Origin of the sequence: Aeromonas sp. s8 (assembly GCF_040907785.1) — a bacterium.
Taxonomy (GTDB): domain Bacteria; phylum Pseudomonadota; class Gammaproteobacteria; order Enterobacterales; family Aeromonadaceae; genus Aeromonas; species Aeromonas veronii.
In genome coordinates this window covers 49629-67823 of the sequence record NZ_JBFOCL010000001.1, presented here as the reverse complement: position 1 = coordinate 67823, position 18195 = coordinate 49629, and the positions used below count along the sequence as shown (strand labels likewise).

Genomic DNA, 18195 nt, shown 5'->3' with positions numbered 1-18195 from the left:
ATACCCCGTGGAGGGGTTCCCGAGCGGCCAAAGGGATCAGACTGTAAATCTGACGGCTCTGCCTTCGAAGGTTCGAATCCTTCTCCCTCCACCATTTCCCCGATTGCAATGGCTGAATACAATTTGCTTTGCCCCTGTGGAGGGGTTCCCGAGCGGCCAAAGGGATCAGACTGTAAATCTGACGGCTCTGCCTTCGAAGGTTCGAATCCTTCTCCCTCCACCATCATTCAAGAAAACCCGGCCTCGCGCCGGGTTTTCGCTTTCTGCTATCCCCCTCACACTTTTTCGGCATTGTCAGATCTGACAGTTGCAATTGCATCCCATCTTGCTCATCGTGGCATCATCGACATCAGAGTGTTCACATCATGTTTGAAGTCTGGGACGAGCATGGTCACGCCATCGGTCTGACATTGCAGGCGCTCAAAGTCAGAATCAGCAACGACTATCAGGGTGATCTGATGGTGCGCTATAGCAACAAGCTGGGACTCCCCACGACCCTCTTTCTGACCATTCATCAGGGCGTTGCCTATCAACGCTTCAAAGCGGGCTCGCCAAAACTGGATTGGGAATGGCTGGCCACCGCAGGCAATGGCCACAGCCCCCGCAATTTTATGAGTGAACAGTTCCCCTTACTCCAGCTCTCCCTCGATAACTGAGTGCCCTTTCTCGCTCAATAACGTCAATTCATCGATGATTTGCTGTAATTGGGCACGAAAGCGTGTCAGCTCATCGGTACAAGCTGGCGATCCAAACTGACGGATTTTTTCTTCCAATCGCCATGCCTGTTCCGCCAATTCCGGTGCCATCATCATGCTGATTGTCCCCGCCTGACGATGCACCCAATTGGCCAATGCATTGTCATCAAGTGACTCCTGCACCATCGACTGTTCAAGCTCCTGGCGAAAAAGCGGAAACATCTGCTGCAACTTGTCACCATGACCAAAAAATGCCTCCATGGCCGCAATATCAATCAAGGTTGGCGCGGGTAAGATTTGCCACTTCTGCAACATCTGGCGCAGAACATCCAGCAGCACCGGTTTGCCCAGCAGATCGTCCATGCCCGCGGCAAAACAGCGCTCAGACTGCTCTGGTAACACATTGGCCGTCATGGCGATGATCAGCTGCCGCTCGCCTTTCTCTGCAGCCCGTATCCTGCGGGTGAACTCATAACCATCCATCACCGGCATCTGACAGTCACAGAGCACCAGCTCATAGGGATGCTGCGCGACCATCTCGAGAGCCTGCTGGCCATGCTCTGCCACATCGCAGTTCATCCCAAGTTGCCTGAGCTGGCGTATTACCAGCGACTGGTTGAGGGGATTATCCTCCACCAGCAATACCCGACAGGGCTGTATGGGTGCGCTCTTTCGCATCGCTTTCGTTGCCGTCCCATCGCTCAAGCCAAGCTGGTGATAGCAAACTTCCCGCACCGCATGCCAGGTCATGGGATTGCTGTTGAGGGTGTAACCCTCCTCATCACAACAATAACCGAGGGGGGTTGCCAGCGGCAGCACCCGGATGAGCTCGTTGCCCGCCAGCTCATGGTCTGTGAAACGCAACTGAGCATCACCAGACTCCGACGTTCGTATTACTCCCAAGGCATCAAGATGCAACAGCAGGGTGTGGTACAACTTCTCGTCATGGAGATCGATATGGGCTTGCACGCCATTGAGACGGAGATCCGGCTCTCGCTGTGCCAGCACTGGCAACGTGACCGTCAGGCTGATGAAAGTGCCCAGCCCAGGGGCACTCTCCAGCCGGATCTCGCCACCCATCAAGGTGGCCAGGGTCTGGCAGATACTCAGGCCCAAGCCGGTACCACCATAACTGCGGGTAGTGGAGCTCTCTGCCTGTTCAAAGGCATTGAAGATCCGGCCAAGCGCTTCGGCGTTCATGCCGATGCCGCTGTCGCGCACGCCGAAGCGCAGCTGCTGTTGCCCCTCCCCCTGCGACAGCAATTGCACCGAGATCTCGATAAAGCCCCGCTCGGTGAACTTGATGGCATTGCTGACAAAGTTGAAGAGGACCTGGCGCAGACGCAGCGCATCACCACTTACCCGGGCCGCCACACCGGCATCCGCCCAGAGATAGACGCGCAACCCCTTGCGATGCACCTCGCTCACCGTCATGATCAGCACGCTATCGAGCAGCTCCCGGACAAGAAACGGCGCTTCTTCGAGTTGCATCTTGCCCGCTTCCAGCTTGGCGAAGTCGAGCACGTTGTCGATCAGCGCATGCAACCCCTGGGCACCGCGGTTGATAACCTCCACCATCTGGCGCTGATCCTGAGTCAATTCGGTAAAGGTGAGCTGTTCCGCCATACCGATAATGCCATTCATGGGCGTGCGAATTTCGTGGCTCATGGTGGCCAGAAACTCCCCTTTCTGGGTGGCGGCAGACTCCGCCTTGGCCTTGGCTCTGGCAAGTGCAGCCTCAACCTGATGACGACGAACTATCTCCTGACGCAGCCGCCAGTAAGCCACCGACAACACCAGAATAAAGAGCGTGATCGCCACCCCGGCGGGCAGCAGGGTACGCACCAGTTTCGCTCTGGGGATACCTTCGCTGTAATTGAGCGCCAGCCAGCTGTTGCGTATCTGGCGCTTCTCCTTGTCGCTCATGCTGGCAAGCACGCGGTTGGTCAAGGGCAGCAAGGGGACGTAAGGCTCACGTACCGCAACGGCCAACTCATCCTTGAAGGGGGTGGGCGCGGCAATATGAAGCCGGTCATCAAACTGCTCGGTGATAAGGCGGGAGACCACCACCAAATTACCGATATAGGCATCTCCCTCACCTGCGGCAACACGGGTGAGTCCCTCGCCAGCGCTCTTGGTCGTGATCAAATTAAGGTCAGGCACCATTGCCTTCAGCTGGGGGATCAGCATGCTGTCGGTCAGCAACAGCTTTTTACCGGCCAGATCGGAGAGATCCCCGATCGGAATACTACCGCGCGCCGTCACCAGCACCATCGGGAATGATGCGAAGGGTTCGCTGGCATGCCAACCCACCAGCCGCTCGATAATGCGAGCGGGTAATACCGCCAGATCCACATCATGATGCAGCAGCAGTTGTTGCAGTTCGGGCCAGCTCTGTACAGGGACGCTGCTGTATGCCAGCCCCAGCTTCTCTTGCAACACCTTCAGATAATCCGCTATCAAGCCGACCGAATTGCCATCCTCTGCGTGATAGGAGAAGGGCACCCAGCCGGGGATCAGCCCCAGCTTGAGCGGTGGCAGCATCGAGAGCCAGCCACGCTCATCAGGACGCAGTAAAAAATGACTGTGCCCCATAAAGTTGGGCTCCAGGCTCTCCCCCAGCCAGCGTTTCTCCAGTTCACTGCGCGCCTCGACCGTTAGCGACTGAATGGCAGTATCAAGCCGGATGGCAAGAGTGTGTTTCTGGCTGGCGACGCCAAGATGCAGGGTTTCCATCAACAAGGGAGACTGGGCAACCACCGCCAACGCCGGGTGACGCTCGATAAACAGATTGGCCACATGAAGGTTACCGATGTAGGCATCTGCCCGACCTTGCTCAACCGCCTGCAATGCACGGTGCGTATCGACAAAGAGTCGCAGTGTGACATTGGGATAGTGCAGCTTGACCAGCTTCTCGGTCAGAAAGCCTTTTTCGATAGCAATGCTGGCGGACTGCAACCGGCTCACATCCCGAAACAGGGGGCTGTCCTGGCGAACCACCACCACGGTCGGCGAAGTGTAGTAAGGTAGGCTATAGGTGACACACTGACGCACCTCAGAATTAAATGCATCGAGCAGGATATCCAGCTTGCCACGGCAGGCATCGGCATACATGGTTTTCCAGTCAGGGTAAACCTGCCAGGCAATCCGGTAGTCAAGCTTTTTGGCTATTTCCTCCATCAATTCAACACTGAATCCAGCGGCGACCTTGCCGTCCCACTGCTGGAATGGTCCCCATCCGCCAGCCAATATGCCCACTTCAATCGTTGGTACAGAATGTACCTCCGCCGAAAATACGGAAGGCGTCAAGGAAAAAACAGCGACAATAATTATGAATCGTTTGATTAATGACATAAGCGAACAATATATAGACATAACGATTCACATATATTTATAAAAAGATATATGCACCTGAAAAAATGGGGTGCGCACGGTAGTATAGAAATGTTAGCTTTGGTAGCCTGAATATTATTCACCGTTTTATAAGAGGCTCATCCATGTCCTTCAAGATTATTCTTGCCGATGACCACCCCTTGATTCTGACCGGGATCCGTAGCCTGATTGACCAGATAACACCCCATTGTGAAGTGATCGGCGAGGCATATCAGGTATCTGACTTGCTGAAATTATTGCAACAGCATCATGGTGATCTGTTGATCACTGATTTCAGCATGCCGGGAGATATCCGCTGTGATGGCCTGGTGATGATCCAGCAGTTGCGTCGGGATTATCCAAACCTGCCCATTATCGTGCTGACCCAGATCCAGAACAGCGCCATCTTGCAATCCCTTATTCAGGTTGGGGTCAACGGTCTGATACTGAAAAAATCGGTTATCAATGAACTGGCCGATGCCATTCGCCAGATATTGCTCGGTCATCGCTATATTGGCCCAACAGTACAAATGCTGCTGGCCAGTGCCGGTATCTCCGGGCAAGGCAACAACAACAACAACAACAACAACCCGCTGACGCCCAAGGAGAGTGAAGTAGTGCGCTTGCTGGCCAGCGGCATGTCGGTTACTCAGGTTGCCGACTACCTTCATCGCAGCGTCAAAACCATCAGCACCCAGAAAAAAAGCGCCATGGTTCGACTCGGCTTGCAAAGTGATAGCGCTCTATTTCTGTATGCACGGGAGAATGGTCTATATTAACGATTTATTGCGTGACAGGGTCTATAACTGCATCAATAACTATCGTCACATTCCCCTTGTAAGTGCCAGGGGAATCAAGGACACCCTCAACATTTTTACTATTTATCTTGAATAGTAGATAGTCACGTATGGTAGACCCACTCATATTAAATCTTGTGCTTGTTATTGGGCTAAGTAACGTATCTTGACCTTTATTTATTCTATAAACATCAAGCGCCATTGATTTTTTATTACTATTGTTTTTTAAAAGGCAATTCTTCAAACCTATAAATTCACACTTCAACGTCATCGCTACAGGTACCGAGCTAATAACTTGCATTGGTAGCAATCCGCTGAGTGTCGGCACTCTACCGGAGTGCCATCCTATTCCATCAGGCTGCAAAACTAATCTGTTACCACCGACAGGAAAAATTACCTTAATCTGATTCCTAACAACCAACCTGAATTCTAAGTCTATGGACTGTGGTGACGGATTGGGAAGATCACCATAGTCAAAATCCTTATTGGAACCAACAAGTAACCGTAATCTTCCTTGATAAATTCCATTCGGTAAGGTTTCAATTCCAATCGGTATCAACTTATAACCAAAGAGAATTTTATTTACATTCGCAACACTTTGACCTCCACCTGATGTAAAAGCACGACTATAGCAGCGACCACCTGTTTTTTGCTCAGCTGGGTTGATCTCATAAAGAAGCGTGTCTGTAGATGAAAGATGAGCATCAACTAGCTTGCAATTAGCAACCGGGTCGGCCTGAGCAATATTATTATCCGCTGACAATGCTCTCTTAGTCATAATAAATCCCGTATGAGTAAAAGAAAACTTCATGTCACGGCTATTCCCCTTTCCATCAGACATAACAACATTTTTCTCCCCAGTGAAGTGGTGATGAAAAAGTCTATGCCAGACATACACATTAGATGATAGAGCCCTATCAATATTCGCATCGATTGCAACGATCCTTGACAATCTATTTTCACATACAAATGAGATAGGCAGTGTTACGCATGGATCTGTTATCCTAAAATCTCCACCCACGCCAGAGTTCAATTGCGCATACTCGGCATTAACATACACTGTTATTCCATAGGAAAAAGAACCATAGGTCGATATACACAAAAAAAACAAAACTCTTAGCACTTTGACACCCTATAACAATATGGATAAAACCTGTTCGCCAGCACTAATAAAACAATGTACAACATTGCATTGATTAACAGCATGTCATTGAGTTCACCATGAGTTTATTTATAGTTCATCATAAAATTAACCAAGCGTTATAACGATTTAGTTACTCTTATTTTTGTACGATAACTCTGGGTGAGCATATTAACTCCCCCAACTGAATCACATCAGAGTTAACAATTTGTTCCTGTCTCCTTGGCACACTGTTGCAATTAAGAGTGCCATTATGTTCCACGCTAAATTCCGGCTGCCGTCGGCTCGCCTCCAGCGCAAAGAAGCCATCATTTTCGGTAAATGCCCGCCCTATAGGGTTACTGACCATAGCACCACGCAGCGGCTGGCTTTGCTCGTCCAGCAGGCGACCAATCACAGTAACGGTGCTCACAGCATTCACCTGACCATAACCCACCCCGCCGCGATTAAGGTGGTAGGGGAGCACGGTGGGCTTGATGGTGAGCGGCATCCCCTCGTGATCAGCCATCTCCAGTTGCAAGGCGCCACTTTGCAAGGCTGGCACCGAAACCAGATGACGACCGGGCCCAAAGGTCTGTACGCTGCCCAGATCGTCGCTGACCCGGATCCGCGCAGCCTCATCATCGGCCGCAATATCGAGGATCATCGCCGCCTCATTGCCCATGCCGCCCATCTCGCGGGAACCGAGCGCCAGATCCCCTTCCTGCCCCAACGCCAGCACACTCTCCAGGTTGACGCCGCCGGTCACCTCTGCGTTATAGGAGGAGTGCTGGGCAAACAGGTCGCCACCCAACCAGGGCGACGCGAAACGGCCATAGCCGGATAGACCGGTACCATAGCTGTCGTGGGTGCTGCCCACGCTGACCTGACGCAACGGGCCCCAATCCACCTCCTGCTGGTAGTTGAGATAGGCGCTGCGCTGGGCTCCGCCCGAACGCGAGGTATTGCTGCCCAGCCCCAACGACAACTGGCGATCATCTCCCCCCAAGTTGATAGTGAGACTCAGCGTGCTACCGCGATCCCGCTGCTGCGCCGTACTCTCGCTGCCGGGACGATCGAACAGGGTCACGCTCCAGGTCACCCAACGCCCCCACAGCCGATCGCTATAGTGCCACCCCACATCAGCGCCGTTACCACGACCAGACTGGTGAGAAACATAGAGACCGAGGGAGCCCCACTTTTCCAGCGACTGCTGCAGTGACAGGCTGGATACCGAGCTTGCGTCCCCTTGCTTGCGCAGATTGCGCGAATGGCTGGCCACCAGACTGCTGTTGCCATGCCAGTAGATCCCCTGCAGATCGTAGCCCCACCCCATGCCAACACTCTGGTTGAGGGAGGCAAAGCCGTGAAGCTGACTGGTCGCCTCCCAATCAAGCGAGAGAGAGTGCTGGGCTCGTTTGTCCACATACTGGCTACCCGCCCCCGCTACCAGCGAGGGGAGCAGCAGATGGTTAACCGCAATACCACCACTGGCCCCTTCCAGATCACTATCTCCTTGCCGCACCAGCCAGCGGGTCTGGCGTCCGACAAACAGGTTGAAGCGCCACGGCTCCTCCGGCGTCTGCCAGTTGGAGGGTTTGTAGATCATCTCGCGCCAACGGCGGGTCTCCTGACCATCCTCCAGCAACCGCAGTTCCACCTCGTAAATGCCGCCGGGCAGCGAGCGGGTATCAAGTGCCTGCAGACCCGATACGACCGGCTGGGACTGGATCAGGTTGCCGTCACGATAGATCTCCACCATGCCCGGCCGGGCCGGAGCCACCTGGATCGGCGCCAGACTGGGTACCCCGCGCTCCCGGCGCAGCAGATCCGAACTGCCCCACATCATCCCGAGCACGGTGGGGGTCGCGCCACTGTAATAGTTCGGCTGACGTACCAACCCCTGCGCCGAGGGAAAGAAGAAACCAAGGCGATAAAAATTGGCCTCATGGAGCCGCTCGCCATAAAGCTGAGCCAGGCCCACTTCACTCGATTGCCCCTCCTGCCAGGTGGCATCCCCCTCCATAAAGGGGGTCCACTGCCCCCAGTTGCCCTCCAGTTGCAGGTTGTAGTGTCCATTGCGCTGGCTGCCCTGTACCAGGTTCAGCTGGTTCTGGACCAGCAACCCCTTGCTCTCTTGAGGCAATGTCATAAAGCGCTGATCCCGCGCCTCCTGCTCCACCTGACCGGTCAGCACCGAGAGCTGGGACTCCTCCAGGCTGTATTGCAACCCCACGATGCCTTCAGGGCAGGCACGACCACACTCGCCAAGCGGCAGATGGCTTCCCAGCTTGCTCAACCAGCGTTCACGCGCCCCCTCGTCAAACTCGCTATCCTGCACGTCCACAAGTGAGAGCAGTTGCACCGAGTTATCCCGCCCGAGCAGCACTTCCCCATCACCCAGCAGGCGATCGTCGACGGTCACCCGCACCATCAGGGGAACGCCAAAAAAGTGCGCTTCAAACCCTTCTGGCAACTGCCGCGCCTGTTGCAGCAACAGTGCCGGGTCTGCCGCCGCCAGTGAGGCAGAGAGCAACGACCCGAGCAAGAGAAGAAGAGAACGAACCATGAAGAACAACCTGAATGCTTGGAATATCAATTAAAGGGGGCCTGATGACCCCCACATACTCATGTCAGCTGCCTTGAGCAGGCGGTGCCGACGGCGCCTCCGATTCAAACATCATGCTGACAATTCCCTGATAGTTGCCGGGCTTATAGCCACCGGCTGGCGCCGCTGCCGGAATGATCTCAAACCCGACCTTTTTACCGGTATTGGCATCCGCCTGATTCAGCAGGTCTTTCGATGAGGTGGTCAGCTCAACCCCCGCCACCTTGACCGTCACGCCGATACTCTCCTTACCGCTGATAATGGTGGAGGGATAGAGCAGATAGCCCTTGATGGGACCAATGGTGCTCTTCATATCCAGCTGTTTGGCTAATGGCTCCAGCTTGTTGTTAAAAGAGTTAAAGGCCAGTTTTTGCGGGGTATTCATCCAGTCCCCCACGGGTTGCACGTAAAAGTTCTCGGTCGGGATCTGCGCCGTCACCGTCACCGTATGCTCGATGCGCTCGGCCGCTATCAGCGATCCGCTCGCCAGCAGCAGGGCGGGAAAAAGCGATAACATCTTCATAGCCACTCCTTCAGGTGTGATTGTCGTTCTTGTGATATATCGGGATTCAGAGCTTGAATTCCCTGAAAGCCGATTTTTTCCCTTCGATCAGTTCAAAACGAACCAACCGGGTTGCCTCTTTACTGACCCGCTTTTTAACGCCGGGCAGCAGATGCATTTTCTCCGGCTGACTACATGACGCTTCCTTTTTGTCACACAGTTCCAGATAATCGAGAATAACTGTGGCATTGCCCCGGTTCTCCACATAGAGAACACCGTTTTCATGGTCAATCCGGGTGTCATAACGGGTCTCTTTGGGTGCCACAAACAGAATGGTGCCAAAACCGGTCATGATGCTGACCCCAGCGCTAATTTGTTGCTGTGGTGGTAATTCGGTTATTTCATCATCCTGTGGTTTGACCGGCACAAAACGCACCCGAAAATAACGTTCGCGCACCCTCTCACCCATATAAATAAAACGAGTAGCCTGGATGCCACCTGCAGGAATAATCAACCGAGATGGACTTGTCACCAGCTGGCGAACGCCCTCCTCCGGTAACTCCCGCTCCTTCGGCACGCCATCGGCACCATATATAATTTCGGCCAAGGTTATTTTGACAAATGCCGTCTCATCACCAAGATTTCTAACCCGCTTGGGCAGCGTAGTTTTATCTGCCGACATATAATCATATAAGGTACCAACGCTAATATCCGGCGACGCCAAGGCATTGCTACTGAATATAAGCAGCAACACAGTAAAAATCTTATTCATGAATAATAATCACACTGTAAAAACGATAGAGAGTAGTGCCTTCATTGCAGGCTCCGCAAAAAATATATGACATCCATATATATAAGTCGCCAGATGATAATATTTGGCTCGGCAATTCGTCATTGAGGCCAGTCTAGATAATCCACACAGCGGACTTAATCGGAATAATCTGATACTGCCAAAGTATTTTTTCTGCAAACAATCAGACAATTCCTACAGCCAGCTTTCAACATACTCCCCTATGATCCGAAATCATCTCAGTCAGCAGGGAAGTGACATGTTTGCGTTTAAAGAAGAGTTTCCGGTCGGTGACGTGGCATCCCTGACGACAGCGGACATTGCCGTGCCCTTTTATCAGCCAATCGTTGACCGGGATCGCCAGATCATCGGCTTTGAGGCGCTGGCCAGACGCTGGGAACCCCGCCAGCAGCGTTATCAGGGAATAGACTTTCCCTCTCTCAGCAGTGAAGAGTCCCTGCATGTGGATATCGTTATGCTCAGAGCGATTTGGCGTGATCTGACCGCGCTGGCACGCCATGCTCCTTGCTCCCTCTCGATAAACCTCAACCCCGCTTTTGAGAGCCCTACATATAAGAACCTGCTGTTACTCACCCTCTTGCAGGCCCGCAAGCTGGATATTGCAATCTGGTTCGAGGTGGTGGAGTACGCCCCGCTAGAGCGCAAGGAGTTGGCCCTGATCGAAGTACTGCGCAGCCACGGTGCCCATATCGCCTGCGATGACTTTGGCACCCAGGAGTGCAATTTTCAGCGAGTGATGGCGCTCCCCTACGAGATCATCAAGCTGGATCGCTCTCTGCTGCAAGCGACCAATAGTAGCCATGCCTTGCGCATGCTGACCGGACTGGTGGAGTACCTGCAGCGACTCGGCATGAAGGTGGTGTGCGAAGGGGTGGAAAACCAGACCCATATCGAGATTGCCGATCAGCTCGGCTGTGACTATCAACAGGGTTACGTCTACGCCATGCCCTCCCCCCTCTCCCGTTGGGCCTGAGCGGCGGTTTCATTTCGGCATCCTATCGGCTCGCGCAGCCAACAATGTCCTGCCAAATTGCATGATGACGTGGGGGCGAGTACAATCTCGCACCCCGAATATCCGGCGCTTCTTCTTTAGATAACTCCGGATATGCCGTCATCGGGTCGCGCTGCATTGAGCCTCCTCTCGGAGGGCATCTTGCACCGCAGCTCAACCACTACGATGCCATCAGGTGGCATCGTCCTGATTTGCAATCAGATATAAAGAGTCCACCATGTTTAAACCAGAATTGCTCTCCCCCGCAGGTTCCCTCAAGAACATGCGTTACGCCTACGCCTATGGCGCCGATGCCGTCTATGCCGGTCAGCCCCGCTACAGCCTGCGGGTGCGCAACAACGAATTCGATCACGAAAACCTGCAGCTGGGCATCAACGAAGCCCATGCGCTGGGCAAGCAGTTCTATGTGGTGGCCAACATCCAGCCCCACAACTCCAAGCTCAAGACCTTTATCCGCGACATGCGCCCTGTGGTGGAGATGAACCCCGATGCGCTGATCATGTCCGACCCCGGTCTTATCATGATGATGCGTGAAGCCTTCCCGGATATGCCCATTCACCTCTCGGTGCAGGCCAACGCGGTCAACTGGGCCACGGTGAAGTTCTGGCATCAAATGGGCCTGACCCGCGCCATCCTCTCCCGCGAGCTGTCGCTGGACGAGATCGAGGAGATCCGCATGCAGGTGCCGGAGATGGAGCTGGAGGTGTTCGTCCATGGCGCGCTGTGCATGGCCTACTCCGGCCGCTGCCTGCTCTCCGGCTACATCAACAAGCGTGACCCCAACCAGGGCACCTGCACCAACTCCTGCCGCTGGGAGTACAAGGTGCACGAAGGTAAAGAAGATGACGTGGGCCAGATCGTCCACCGTCAGGAGCCCATCGCAGTGCGTCCGGACAACACCCTGGGCCTTGGCAAGCCGACTGATGCCCTTGTGCTGCTGGAAGAGTCCAACCGCCCGGGCGAGTACATGAGCGCGTTCGAGGACGAACACGGCACCTACATCATGAACTCCAAGGACTTGCGTGCCGTCGAGCACGTCGAGCGACTGACCAAGATGGGCGTTCACTCGCTGAAAATCGAAGGGCGCACCAAGTCGTTCTATTACTGCGCCCGTACCGCTCAGGTTTACCGCAAGGCCATCGATGATGCGGTGGCGGGACGTCCGTTCGACCGCAGTCTGATGGGCACTCTCGAAAATCTGGCCCACCGCGGCTATACCGAGGGTTTCCTGCGCCGTCACAATCACAGCGAATACCAGAACTACGACTACGGCTACTCCGTCTCCGACACCCAGCAGTTTGTCGGCGAGATCACCGGTCGCAAAGGTGACATGGTCGAGGTCGAGGTGAAGAACAAGTTCCTGGTGGGCAACAACCTGGAGCTGATGACCCCGCAGGGCAACGTCCGTTTCAATCTGGAGCAGATGGAGAACCGCAAGGGCGAGCTTATCGATACCGCGCCGGGCAACGGTCACGTGGTCTATGTGCCAGTCCCGAAAGATCTGGATGTGAACTACGGCATTTTGCTGCGCAATCTGGGCGACAGCCAGGATACCCGCAACCCGCACACGGCGGCCTGAAATGGCGCTGCTCATCACCGACAAGTGCATCAACTGTGACATGTGCGATCCCGAGTGCCCCAACCAGGCCATCAGCCTGGGTGAGGAGATCTACGAGATCGACCCCAGTCGCTGCACCGAGTGCGTCGGTCACTATGAGAAGCCGACCTGCATCAGTGTCTGCCCTATCGACTGCATCATCTGGGATCCCGCTCATGTGGAGACCGAAGATCAGCTGATGGAGAAGTTTGTGCGGATGCACAGGCAGTAGCTGAAGCACAGACCGTAAAACGAAAAAAAGGCCGAATAATCGGCCTTTTTTGATCCTGCGTTCAGCGGCTGGCCATCACTTGCCGATCAATCGACTCAGCTTGTCCAGCTCCCGCTGGGCCTCCAGCATCAGGGTCTGGGACTCCTCCAGCCTGGCCTGCCGCTTGGCAATCTTCTCCGGTTTGCCACTGACTCTCGCCTCCTGCAGCTCGAGCAGGCGCTCGTCCACCTCGCCACGCAGTTTGTTAACCCGCTCTTTCTGCTCCTTAAGCAGACCTTCATCGGTACAGTGGGCCTTGATATTGCGCGCGGCCTGTTCCAGCCCGGCAATCTGCCCGGCGTTATTGTGTGCTTTGGCAAACACCAGCTGGTCGTTGACGGCCTGCAGACGAGCCTTGCAACCGACCGCCTCACTGCCAAAGGCCTGACCCGCCAACAGCAGCAAGCCGGCTCCCAATACTTTCCACATCTCGATTCATCCGGTCTTGTTTGCGAGCTGACCATAAAAACCTCGATCGGCAGCAGGGTCAAGCAAGCGGGAAAAAGGTGCGACAGAAGTTGTGCAACATCACGCAATTGCCACCCTGTTGGTTCTACAATGGCGCTCTTTCCAATCGGGAGTCTGTTATGAGTCAACAAATTGTGGTCATTGCCAACGGTGCCCCCTATGGCAGCGAATCCCTGTTCAACGCCCTGCGTCTCGCTATCGCCCTCAACGAACAGGGTGGTGCCAGCCTGAAGCTGTTCCTGATGTCAGATGCGGTGAGTGCAGCACTGGCCGGTCAGGCTCCGGCCGAAGGGTACAACCTGCGCCAGATGCTGGAGATCCTGCTGGCACAAGGCGTCACCATTCGCCTGTGCAAGACCTGCACCGATGCCCGTGGCATCACCGCCCTGCCGCTGATCGAGGGCATTGAGGTCGGCACCCTGCCGATGCTGGCCCAATGGACCCTGGCGGCCGACAAGGTGCTGACCTTCTGAACGATAAGGGGCTGGCCAGCGGCGAAGTCAGCCCGGTTAGCCTATCACCGACTCCTGCCGGGCACTTCGCCGACCATGATGTCGGGCGCCAGCTTCATAAAGCGCAAAAATCGCCACACAAAGCAGCGCCATCAGCACATAGAGCAACTGCCCGCTCCACTGCTCGAGGATCCAGCCTCCCAGCAGGGCGCCGGCAGCCCCTCCCAACCCGGCCAGTGCGCTGGCACCAAAGTAGCTCCCCTTGAGGTGGGTAGGAGCCATCTGGTCGATCAGCACGTTGAGCAGGGGGAAGAGGATGGTCTCGCCGATGCTGAGCAGCAGCACGGCGCCAAACCAGTGGCTGCGCACCATCGGGTCCCCCAGCGCGAAGAGCAGCTGGGCCGCCAGAAAGAGCGCCATGCCGATATGAAGCCGAACCCGCACCGGCCAGCGTGACAACAACCGCAGCAGCGGAAACTGCAGCAGCACCACGGTCAGGGCATTGGTCGCCACTAGCAGAGCAACCAGCTCGGCCACCTGCGGCATACCGGCCCGGGTCAGGTACTGCACCAGCGGCGAGTGAAACTGGGAGTAGACCAGCACCATCAGGAGATTGGCCATCACCAGCAACAGGAAGGCGCGATCCGCCAGCAACACCTTGATGGCATCCCGCAGTCCGGGGCCAACAGCACCCGGCTTGCCTGTGCTGCCAGCCCGGCGAAATCCCCGGCCAAAGGCCAGCGCCAGCAGCAGATAGCTCACCACCAGAAACAGAAAGGTCTCCTGCTGGGCGTTGATCCCGAGGGTCACCCCGAGCAGAGGCCCCAACGCCGCCCCCAGGTTGAGCAGAAAATAGCGCAGGTGCAGTGCCAACTCCCGCGCCTTGGCGAGGCCAGACTGTCAGCCATCAGCGCCTTGCCGGGCGCATCGATGAGCCCCGACGAGAGGCCGCTGCCCATCACCCCGACCCCGAGCCAGAACACCTCGTGCGAAAAACCGAGCAGGCCGAAACAGATCATCGCCACCAGACAACCGGCCAGCAGTATGCTGCGCCGCCCGAAGCGATCAGAGAGCCAGCCGCCGTAAAAACTGACCAGGGTAGAGAGGGCCATCGAGCCACCCAGCAACAGGCCGATGAAGGTGGCCGAAAGGTCATACTCCCGATAGAGCAGAATGGAGAGGAAGGGCCACACCATGTAGTAGCTGGTACGCACCATGAAGGTGCCCAGAATGACGATCCAGACCAGCGGGGTAAATTGCCTGAAGGTGCTCCATGACATCGCTATGCTCCATGCCCCGCAGCTCTTACCACAAGATCCTGTCATAAACGGGGAAAGCATTCAGTTGTAACAGAGGGCCTCAATAGAAACAACCTTTGCTCACCAGCAAGGTGCAACCGGATGCAAAAAGGCCAGCCGATGGGCATCGGCTGGCCTTTTTATCACGGGATTTCCCTCCGGCTAGCGCCAGGGGCTCTGCTGCCACAGCCGCCCAAGTCCGGCTTCCAGCGCCTGCGCGCCCTGCTGCCCCAGCTTCTGGGTCAGGCTTTTTGGCTTGCGATAGCTGATACCGATCACCTTGTGGTGGCTGGCCTGCGCCAGCAAATAGTCATCGCTGGTGCAGAGGGTATCCACCAACCCCAGCCCCTTTGCCTGACTTGCCAGCCAGTGCTCGCCGGTCGTGACCTGATCGATATCGAGTTGCGGGCGGTGTTCGGCAACAAACTGCTTGAAGCGCTCATGGATCGCCGCCAACTCCTCGCGAAACTTCTCGCGCCCCAGATCGTCGTTCTCGCCGAACATGGTGATGGTGCGCTTGTATTGACCGGCGGTGTGCATCTCGAATTCGATGTCGTGCTTTTTCAGCAGCTTGTTGAAGTTCGGCATCTGGGCTATCACCCCGATGGAGCCGACGATGGCAAAGGGGGCAGCCAGGATCTTATCGGCCACGCAGGCCATCATGTAGCCGCCGCTCGCCGCCACCTTGTCGATGGCCACGGTGAGCTTGATGTCACGATCGCGCAGCCGCTGCAGCTGGGAAGCGGCCAAGCCATAGCCATGCACCACGCCGCCACCGGATTCAAGCCGCAGCAGCACCTCGTCGCCGGGCTGGGCGACGCCAATCACCGCGCTCACCTCTTCGCGCAGGGAGGCCACCTCTTTGGCATCCATGCTGCCGTTGAAATCGAGCACGAACAGGCGACTGCGCTCATCACCGGCCTTGGCGCGCTTTTTCTGCTCCTCTTTTTGCTGCTTTTCCATCACCTTGCGCTCGGCCTTGCTGGCAAGCGCGCTCTTGAGGGCAAACTGCCCCTGCTCCAGCTCGCTCGAGAGATCGGTCACCACCAGCTCCCCCTTGCGCGCTTTCGGCTGGCGAGTGCTGACGATCATCAGGATGATGGCGCCGATGGCCAGCAGGAAGGTCACTGTCTTGGCCAAAAACAGGCCATATTCGGTCAGAAATGTCACGATGGACTCCAGAATGGATCGGTTTTCGTCACATTCTAGGGAGTTTGATGGAGGCGCGCAAAAAATCGCAGCCAGTGCCCGGAAAAACCAACCCGAGCATCACAACCTCTCTATTTTCTTCACATTTTTCTTGCCGCTGGCTGGTCAAACAGGCGCGCGGATCAGTACACTTGGCGCCGATTGCCATGCACTTATGGCCGGAATTTGTTAACAGGAGTTGTCATGCTCGATTATCAGGCACCCCGCGATCTGCTCAAGGATAAAGTCATTCTGGTCACAGGTGCCGGCGACGGGATCGGCCGCGAAGCCGCCCTCACCTACGCCGCTCACGGTGCAACCGTGATCCTGCTCGGCCGCACCAGCGCCAAACTCGAAGCCGTGTATGACCAGATTGAAGCGGCCGGTTATCCGCTGCCCGCCATCGTGCCGGTGGATCTGAAAGGGGCCACCGCCGCCCACTACCGCGGCATGGCAGAAACCTTCGCCCAGCAGTTTGGCCGTCTCGATGGCGTGCTGTTCAACGCCGGTCTGCTTGGCACCCTCTCTCCGTTTGAACACATTCAGGAGAAGGAGTGGGACGAGGTGATGCAGGTCAACGTCAAATCGGAATTCCTGCTGACCCAGGCGCTGCTACCGCTGCTGCGCCAGACTGCCAAGGCGCAGGGCGATGCATCTATCGTCTACACCTCCTCCAGCGTGGGGCGCAAGGGGCGCGCCTACTGGGGCACCTATGCCATCTCCAAATTTGCCATCGAGGGGATGATGGAAGTGCTGGCCGACGAGCTTGAGAACACAGGTGTGCGGGTCAATACCCTAAACCCGGGCGGTACCCGTACCAAGATGCGCGCCAGCGCCTTCCCGGCGGAAGATCCCATGAACCTCAAGACTCCGGCCGACCTGATGCCGCTCTACCTCTACCTGATGGGGTCGGACAGCCGCGGCAAAACCGGCCAGACCTTTGTGGCTCAGCCAAAATAAACAGGCGGCTCAGTCCAAATAAATCAATAAAATACCCAGAGTGTTGTGCGGCAGGGGTTAAATTGAATAGGGGGCACAGGCTCCCTGTTCGAACCACTGACCATCCTATCTCCAATCAGGTTGAACTATGTTTCGTCCCAAGAGCACGTTTGAGCAATGGCGGATCTTTCAGGCGGTGGTCGACTGCGGCGGCTACGCCCAGGCGGCCGAGGCGCTGAACAAGAGCCAGTCCTCCCTCAATCATGCGGTTGCAAAGTTGCAGCAGAGTCTGGGGGTGCCCTTGCTGGAGGTGCGCGGCCGCAAGGCGGTGCTGACCCCGGCGGGCGAGATCTTCCTCAAGCGGGCCCGTCAGCTGAGCCAACAGGTGGAAGAGCTGGAAAATCTGGCCAACAACCTGGAGCGGCAATGGGAGCCGCAGATCAACCTCTATGTTTCGGCGCTGCAGCCAAGGGATCGCCTCTATCGGGCCTTGGCCAGCTTCTATCCCCGCAGCCGGGGTTGCCGGGTCAACCTGCACGAACGCATTCACTGCCACTTCAACGCCCTGCAACCGGGGGACCTGATGCTCTCCGAGCACCTGCCCGGCGATCGCACCGGTCTGCTGCTGGACGAGGTGTGCCTGCTGCCCCTCTGCGCCGCCAGCCATCCGCTGGCGCAAGAGGAGGGGGCCATCCGCAGCGATGTGCTGACCGGCCACAACCAGATCAGCCTGCATCCCCCCATTCACCGCTCGGTGGACTGGAACGATGCGGATGACACCGGCTGGAAGGCGACCCACTACCACGAAGTGCTCGCCATGCTGCGCCTCGGCCTCGGCTATGCCTGGCTGCCGCGCCATCTGGTAGAGCGGGAGCTGGCGGAAGGGTCACTCATACAGCTGGATCTGGAAAGCGGCAACGAGCGCCACCTCTACACCTATCTGCTGACCCTCTCCCCCGAATCTCTCGGCCCCGCGACCGAGCTGCTGCTGCGCTGCCTGCGCAACGAATATCAGGGCGAATCAGCGCCGCTCCCGCACGCCCAGCCCCAGCACGACAAATAACA

At 56.2% G+C, this 18195-nt stretch carries 15 protein-coding genes, 2 tRNA genes and 1 pseudogene; 10 read left to right on the top strand and 8 right to left on the bottom strand.

The genetic code is table 11. The annotated features are described in order from the left end of the window. Window positions 1-9 precede the first annotated feature (9 nt). The 3 genes from AB5Y86_RS00335 to AB5Y86_RS00325 all read left to right on the top strand — a co-directional run bounded on the left by AB5Y86_RS00335 (window position 10) and on the right by AB5Y86_RS00325 (window position 656). Window positions 10-94 (top strand) — tRNA-Tyr (locus tag AB5Y86_RS00335). Window positions 95-138: 44 nt separating this feature from the next. Beyond that, window positions 139-223 (top strand) — tRNA-Tyr (locus tag AB5Y86_RS00330). 142 nt (window positions 224-365) lie between these two features. Continuing rightward, window positions 366-656, top strand: coding sequence for a hypothetical protein (locus AB5Y86_RS00325; protein ID WP_368191702.1), 291 nt, complete (start codon window positions 366-368; stop codon window positions 654-656). On the opposite strand, the gene AB5Y86_RS00320 is transcribed toward AB5Y86_RS00325, so the two are convergent. Continuing rightward, window positions 630-4070 (bottom strand): transporter substrate-binding domain-containing protein, encoded by a 3441-nt coding sequence (locus AB5Y86_RS00320; protein WP_368191701.1) that lies wholly within the window; start codon window positions 4068-4070, stop codon window positions 630-632. The two genes, AB5Y86_RS00325 and AB5Y86_RS00320, sit on opposite strands and share 27 nt — an antisense overlap. 122 nt (window positions 4071-4192) lie before the next feature. Between AB5Y86_RS00320 and AB5Y86_RS00315 the strand changes: the two genes are divergently transcribed. Further along, window positions 4193-4846: a response regulator gene (locus AB5Y86_RS00315; RefSeq protein ID WP_368191700.1), complete on the top strand. Its 654-nt coding sequence runs from the start codon at window positions 4193-4195 to the stop codon at window positions 4844-4846. A gap of 4 nt (window positions 4847-4850) precedes the next feature. Here AB5Y86_RS00315 and AB5Y86_RS00310 read toward each other — a convergent pair whose 3' ends face one another. The 4 genes from AB5Y86_RS00310 to AB5Y86_RS00295 all read right to left on the bottom strand — a co-directional run bounded on the left by AB5Y86_RS00310 (window position 4851) and on the right by AB5Y86_RS00295 (window position 9866). Beyond that, on the bottom strand, window positions 4851-5987 hold the full coding sequence (locus AB5Y86_RS00310; RefSeq protein WP_368191698.1) for a hypothetical protein: 1137 nt from the start codon (window positions 5985-5987) through the stop codon (window positions 4851-4853). Between the two features lie 157 nt (window positions 5988-6144). Beyond that, window positions 6145-8553 carry a TcfC E-set like domain-containing protein gene (locus AB5Y86_RS00305; RefSeq protein WP_368191696.1) on the bottom strand — a complete coding sequence of 803 codons (2409 nt, stop codon included), beginning with the start codon at window positions 8551-8553 and terminating at the stop codon, window positions 6145-6147. A 64-nt stretch (window positions 8554-8617) separates the two neighbouring features. Then, window positions 8618-9115: a CS1 type fimbrial major subunit gene (locus AB5Y86_RS00300; RefSeq protein WP_231720554.1), complete on the bottom strand. Its 498-nt coding sequence runs from the start codon at window positions 9113-9115 to the stop codon at window positions 8618-8620. A gap of 46 nt (window positions 9116-9161) precedes the next feature. After that, on the bottom strand, window positions 9162-9866 hold the full coding sequence (locus AB5Y86_RS00295) for a hypothetical protein (RefSeq protein WP_368191694.1): 705 nt from the start codon (window positions 9864-9866) through the stop codon (window positions 9162-9164). A gap of 277 nt (window positions 9867-10143) precedes the next feature. Here AB5Y86_RS00295 and AB5Y86_RS00290 point away from each other — a divergent pair, with 277 nt between their 5' ends. From AB5Y86_RS00290 to AB5Y86_RS00280, 3 genes are all read left to right on the top strand, one after another. Next, window positions 10144-10878 (top strand): EAL domain-containing protein, encoded by a 735-nt coding sequence (locus AB5Y86_RS00290; protein ID WP_127005867.1) that lies wholly within the window; start codon window positions 10144-10146, stop codon window positions 10876-10878. 256 nt (window positions 10879-11134) lie between these two features. Beyond that, complete coding sequence (gene yegQ, locus AB5Y86_RS00285; RefSeq protein WP_042082572.1) at window positions 11135-12496, top strand: tRNA 5-hydroxyuridine modification protein YegQ; 1362 nt, start codon at window positions 11135-11137, stop codon at window positions 12494-12496. A gap of 1 nt (window position 12497) precedes the next feature. Continuing rightward, window positions 12498-12746 carry a YfhL family 4Fe-4S dicluster ferredoxin gene (locus tag AB5Y86_RS00280; RefSeq protein WP_005334896.1) on the top strand — a complete coding sequence of 83 codons (249 nt, stop codon included), beginning with the start codon at window positions 12498-12500 and terminating at the stop codon, window positions 12744-12746. A 75-nt stretch (window positions 12747-12821) separates the two neighbouring features. On the opposite strand, the gene AB5Y86_RS00275 is transcribed toward AB5Y86_RS00280, so the two are convergent. Further along, window positions 12822-13214: a DUF1090 domain-containing protein gene (locus tag AB5Y86_RS00275; protein WP_368191691.1), complete on the bottom strand. Its 393-nt coding sequence runs from the start codon at window positions 13212-13214 to the stop codon at window positions 12822-12824. A gap of 158 nt (window positions 13215-13372) precedes the next feature. On the opposite strand from AB5Y86_RS00275, the gene AB5Y86_RS00270 reads away from it, so the two are divergent. Beyond that, complete coding sequence (locus tag AB5Y86_RS00270) at window positions 13373-13726, top strand: DsrE/DsrF/TusD sulfur relay family protein (protein WP_043822380.1); 354 nt, start codon at window positions 13373-13375, stop codon at window positions 13724-13726. 36 nt (window positions 13727-13762) lie between these two features. Here AB5Y86_RS00270 and AB5Y86_RS00265 read toward each other — a convergent pair. After that, window positions 13763-14985, bottom strand: a pseudogene (locus AB5Y86_RS00265) (MFS transporter). A 180-nt stretch (window positions 14986-15165) separates the two neighbouring features. Further along, window positions 15166-16173, bottom strand: coding sequence for a protease SohB (sohB, locus tag AB5Y86_RS00260; protein ID WP_040098535.1), 1008 nt, complete (start codon window positions 16171-16173; stop codon window positions 15166-15168). A gap of 222 nt (window positions 16174-16395) precedes the next feature. On the opposite strand from sohB, the gene AB5Y86_RS00255 reads away from it, so the two are divergent. Together AB5Y86_RS00255 and AB5Y86_RS00250 are read left to right on the top strand one after the other, a co-directional pair. Then, a complete protein-coding gene (locus AB5Y86_RS00255; RefSeq protein ID WP_005334909.1) occupies window positions 16396-17151 on the top strand; it encodes a YciK family oxidoreductase in 756 nt (251 codons plus the stop codon). Window positions 17152-17278: 127 nt separating this feature from the next. Further along, window positions 17279-18193 (top strand): LysR family transcriptional regulator, encoded by a 915-nt coding sequence (locus tag AB5Y86_RS00250; RefSeq protein WP_139410724.1) that lies wholly within the window; start codon window positions 17279-17281, stop codon window positions 18191-18193. Window positions 18194-18195: the final 2 nt, after the last annotated feature.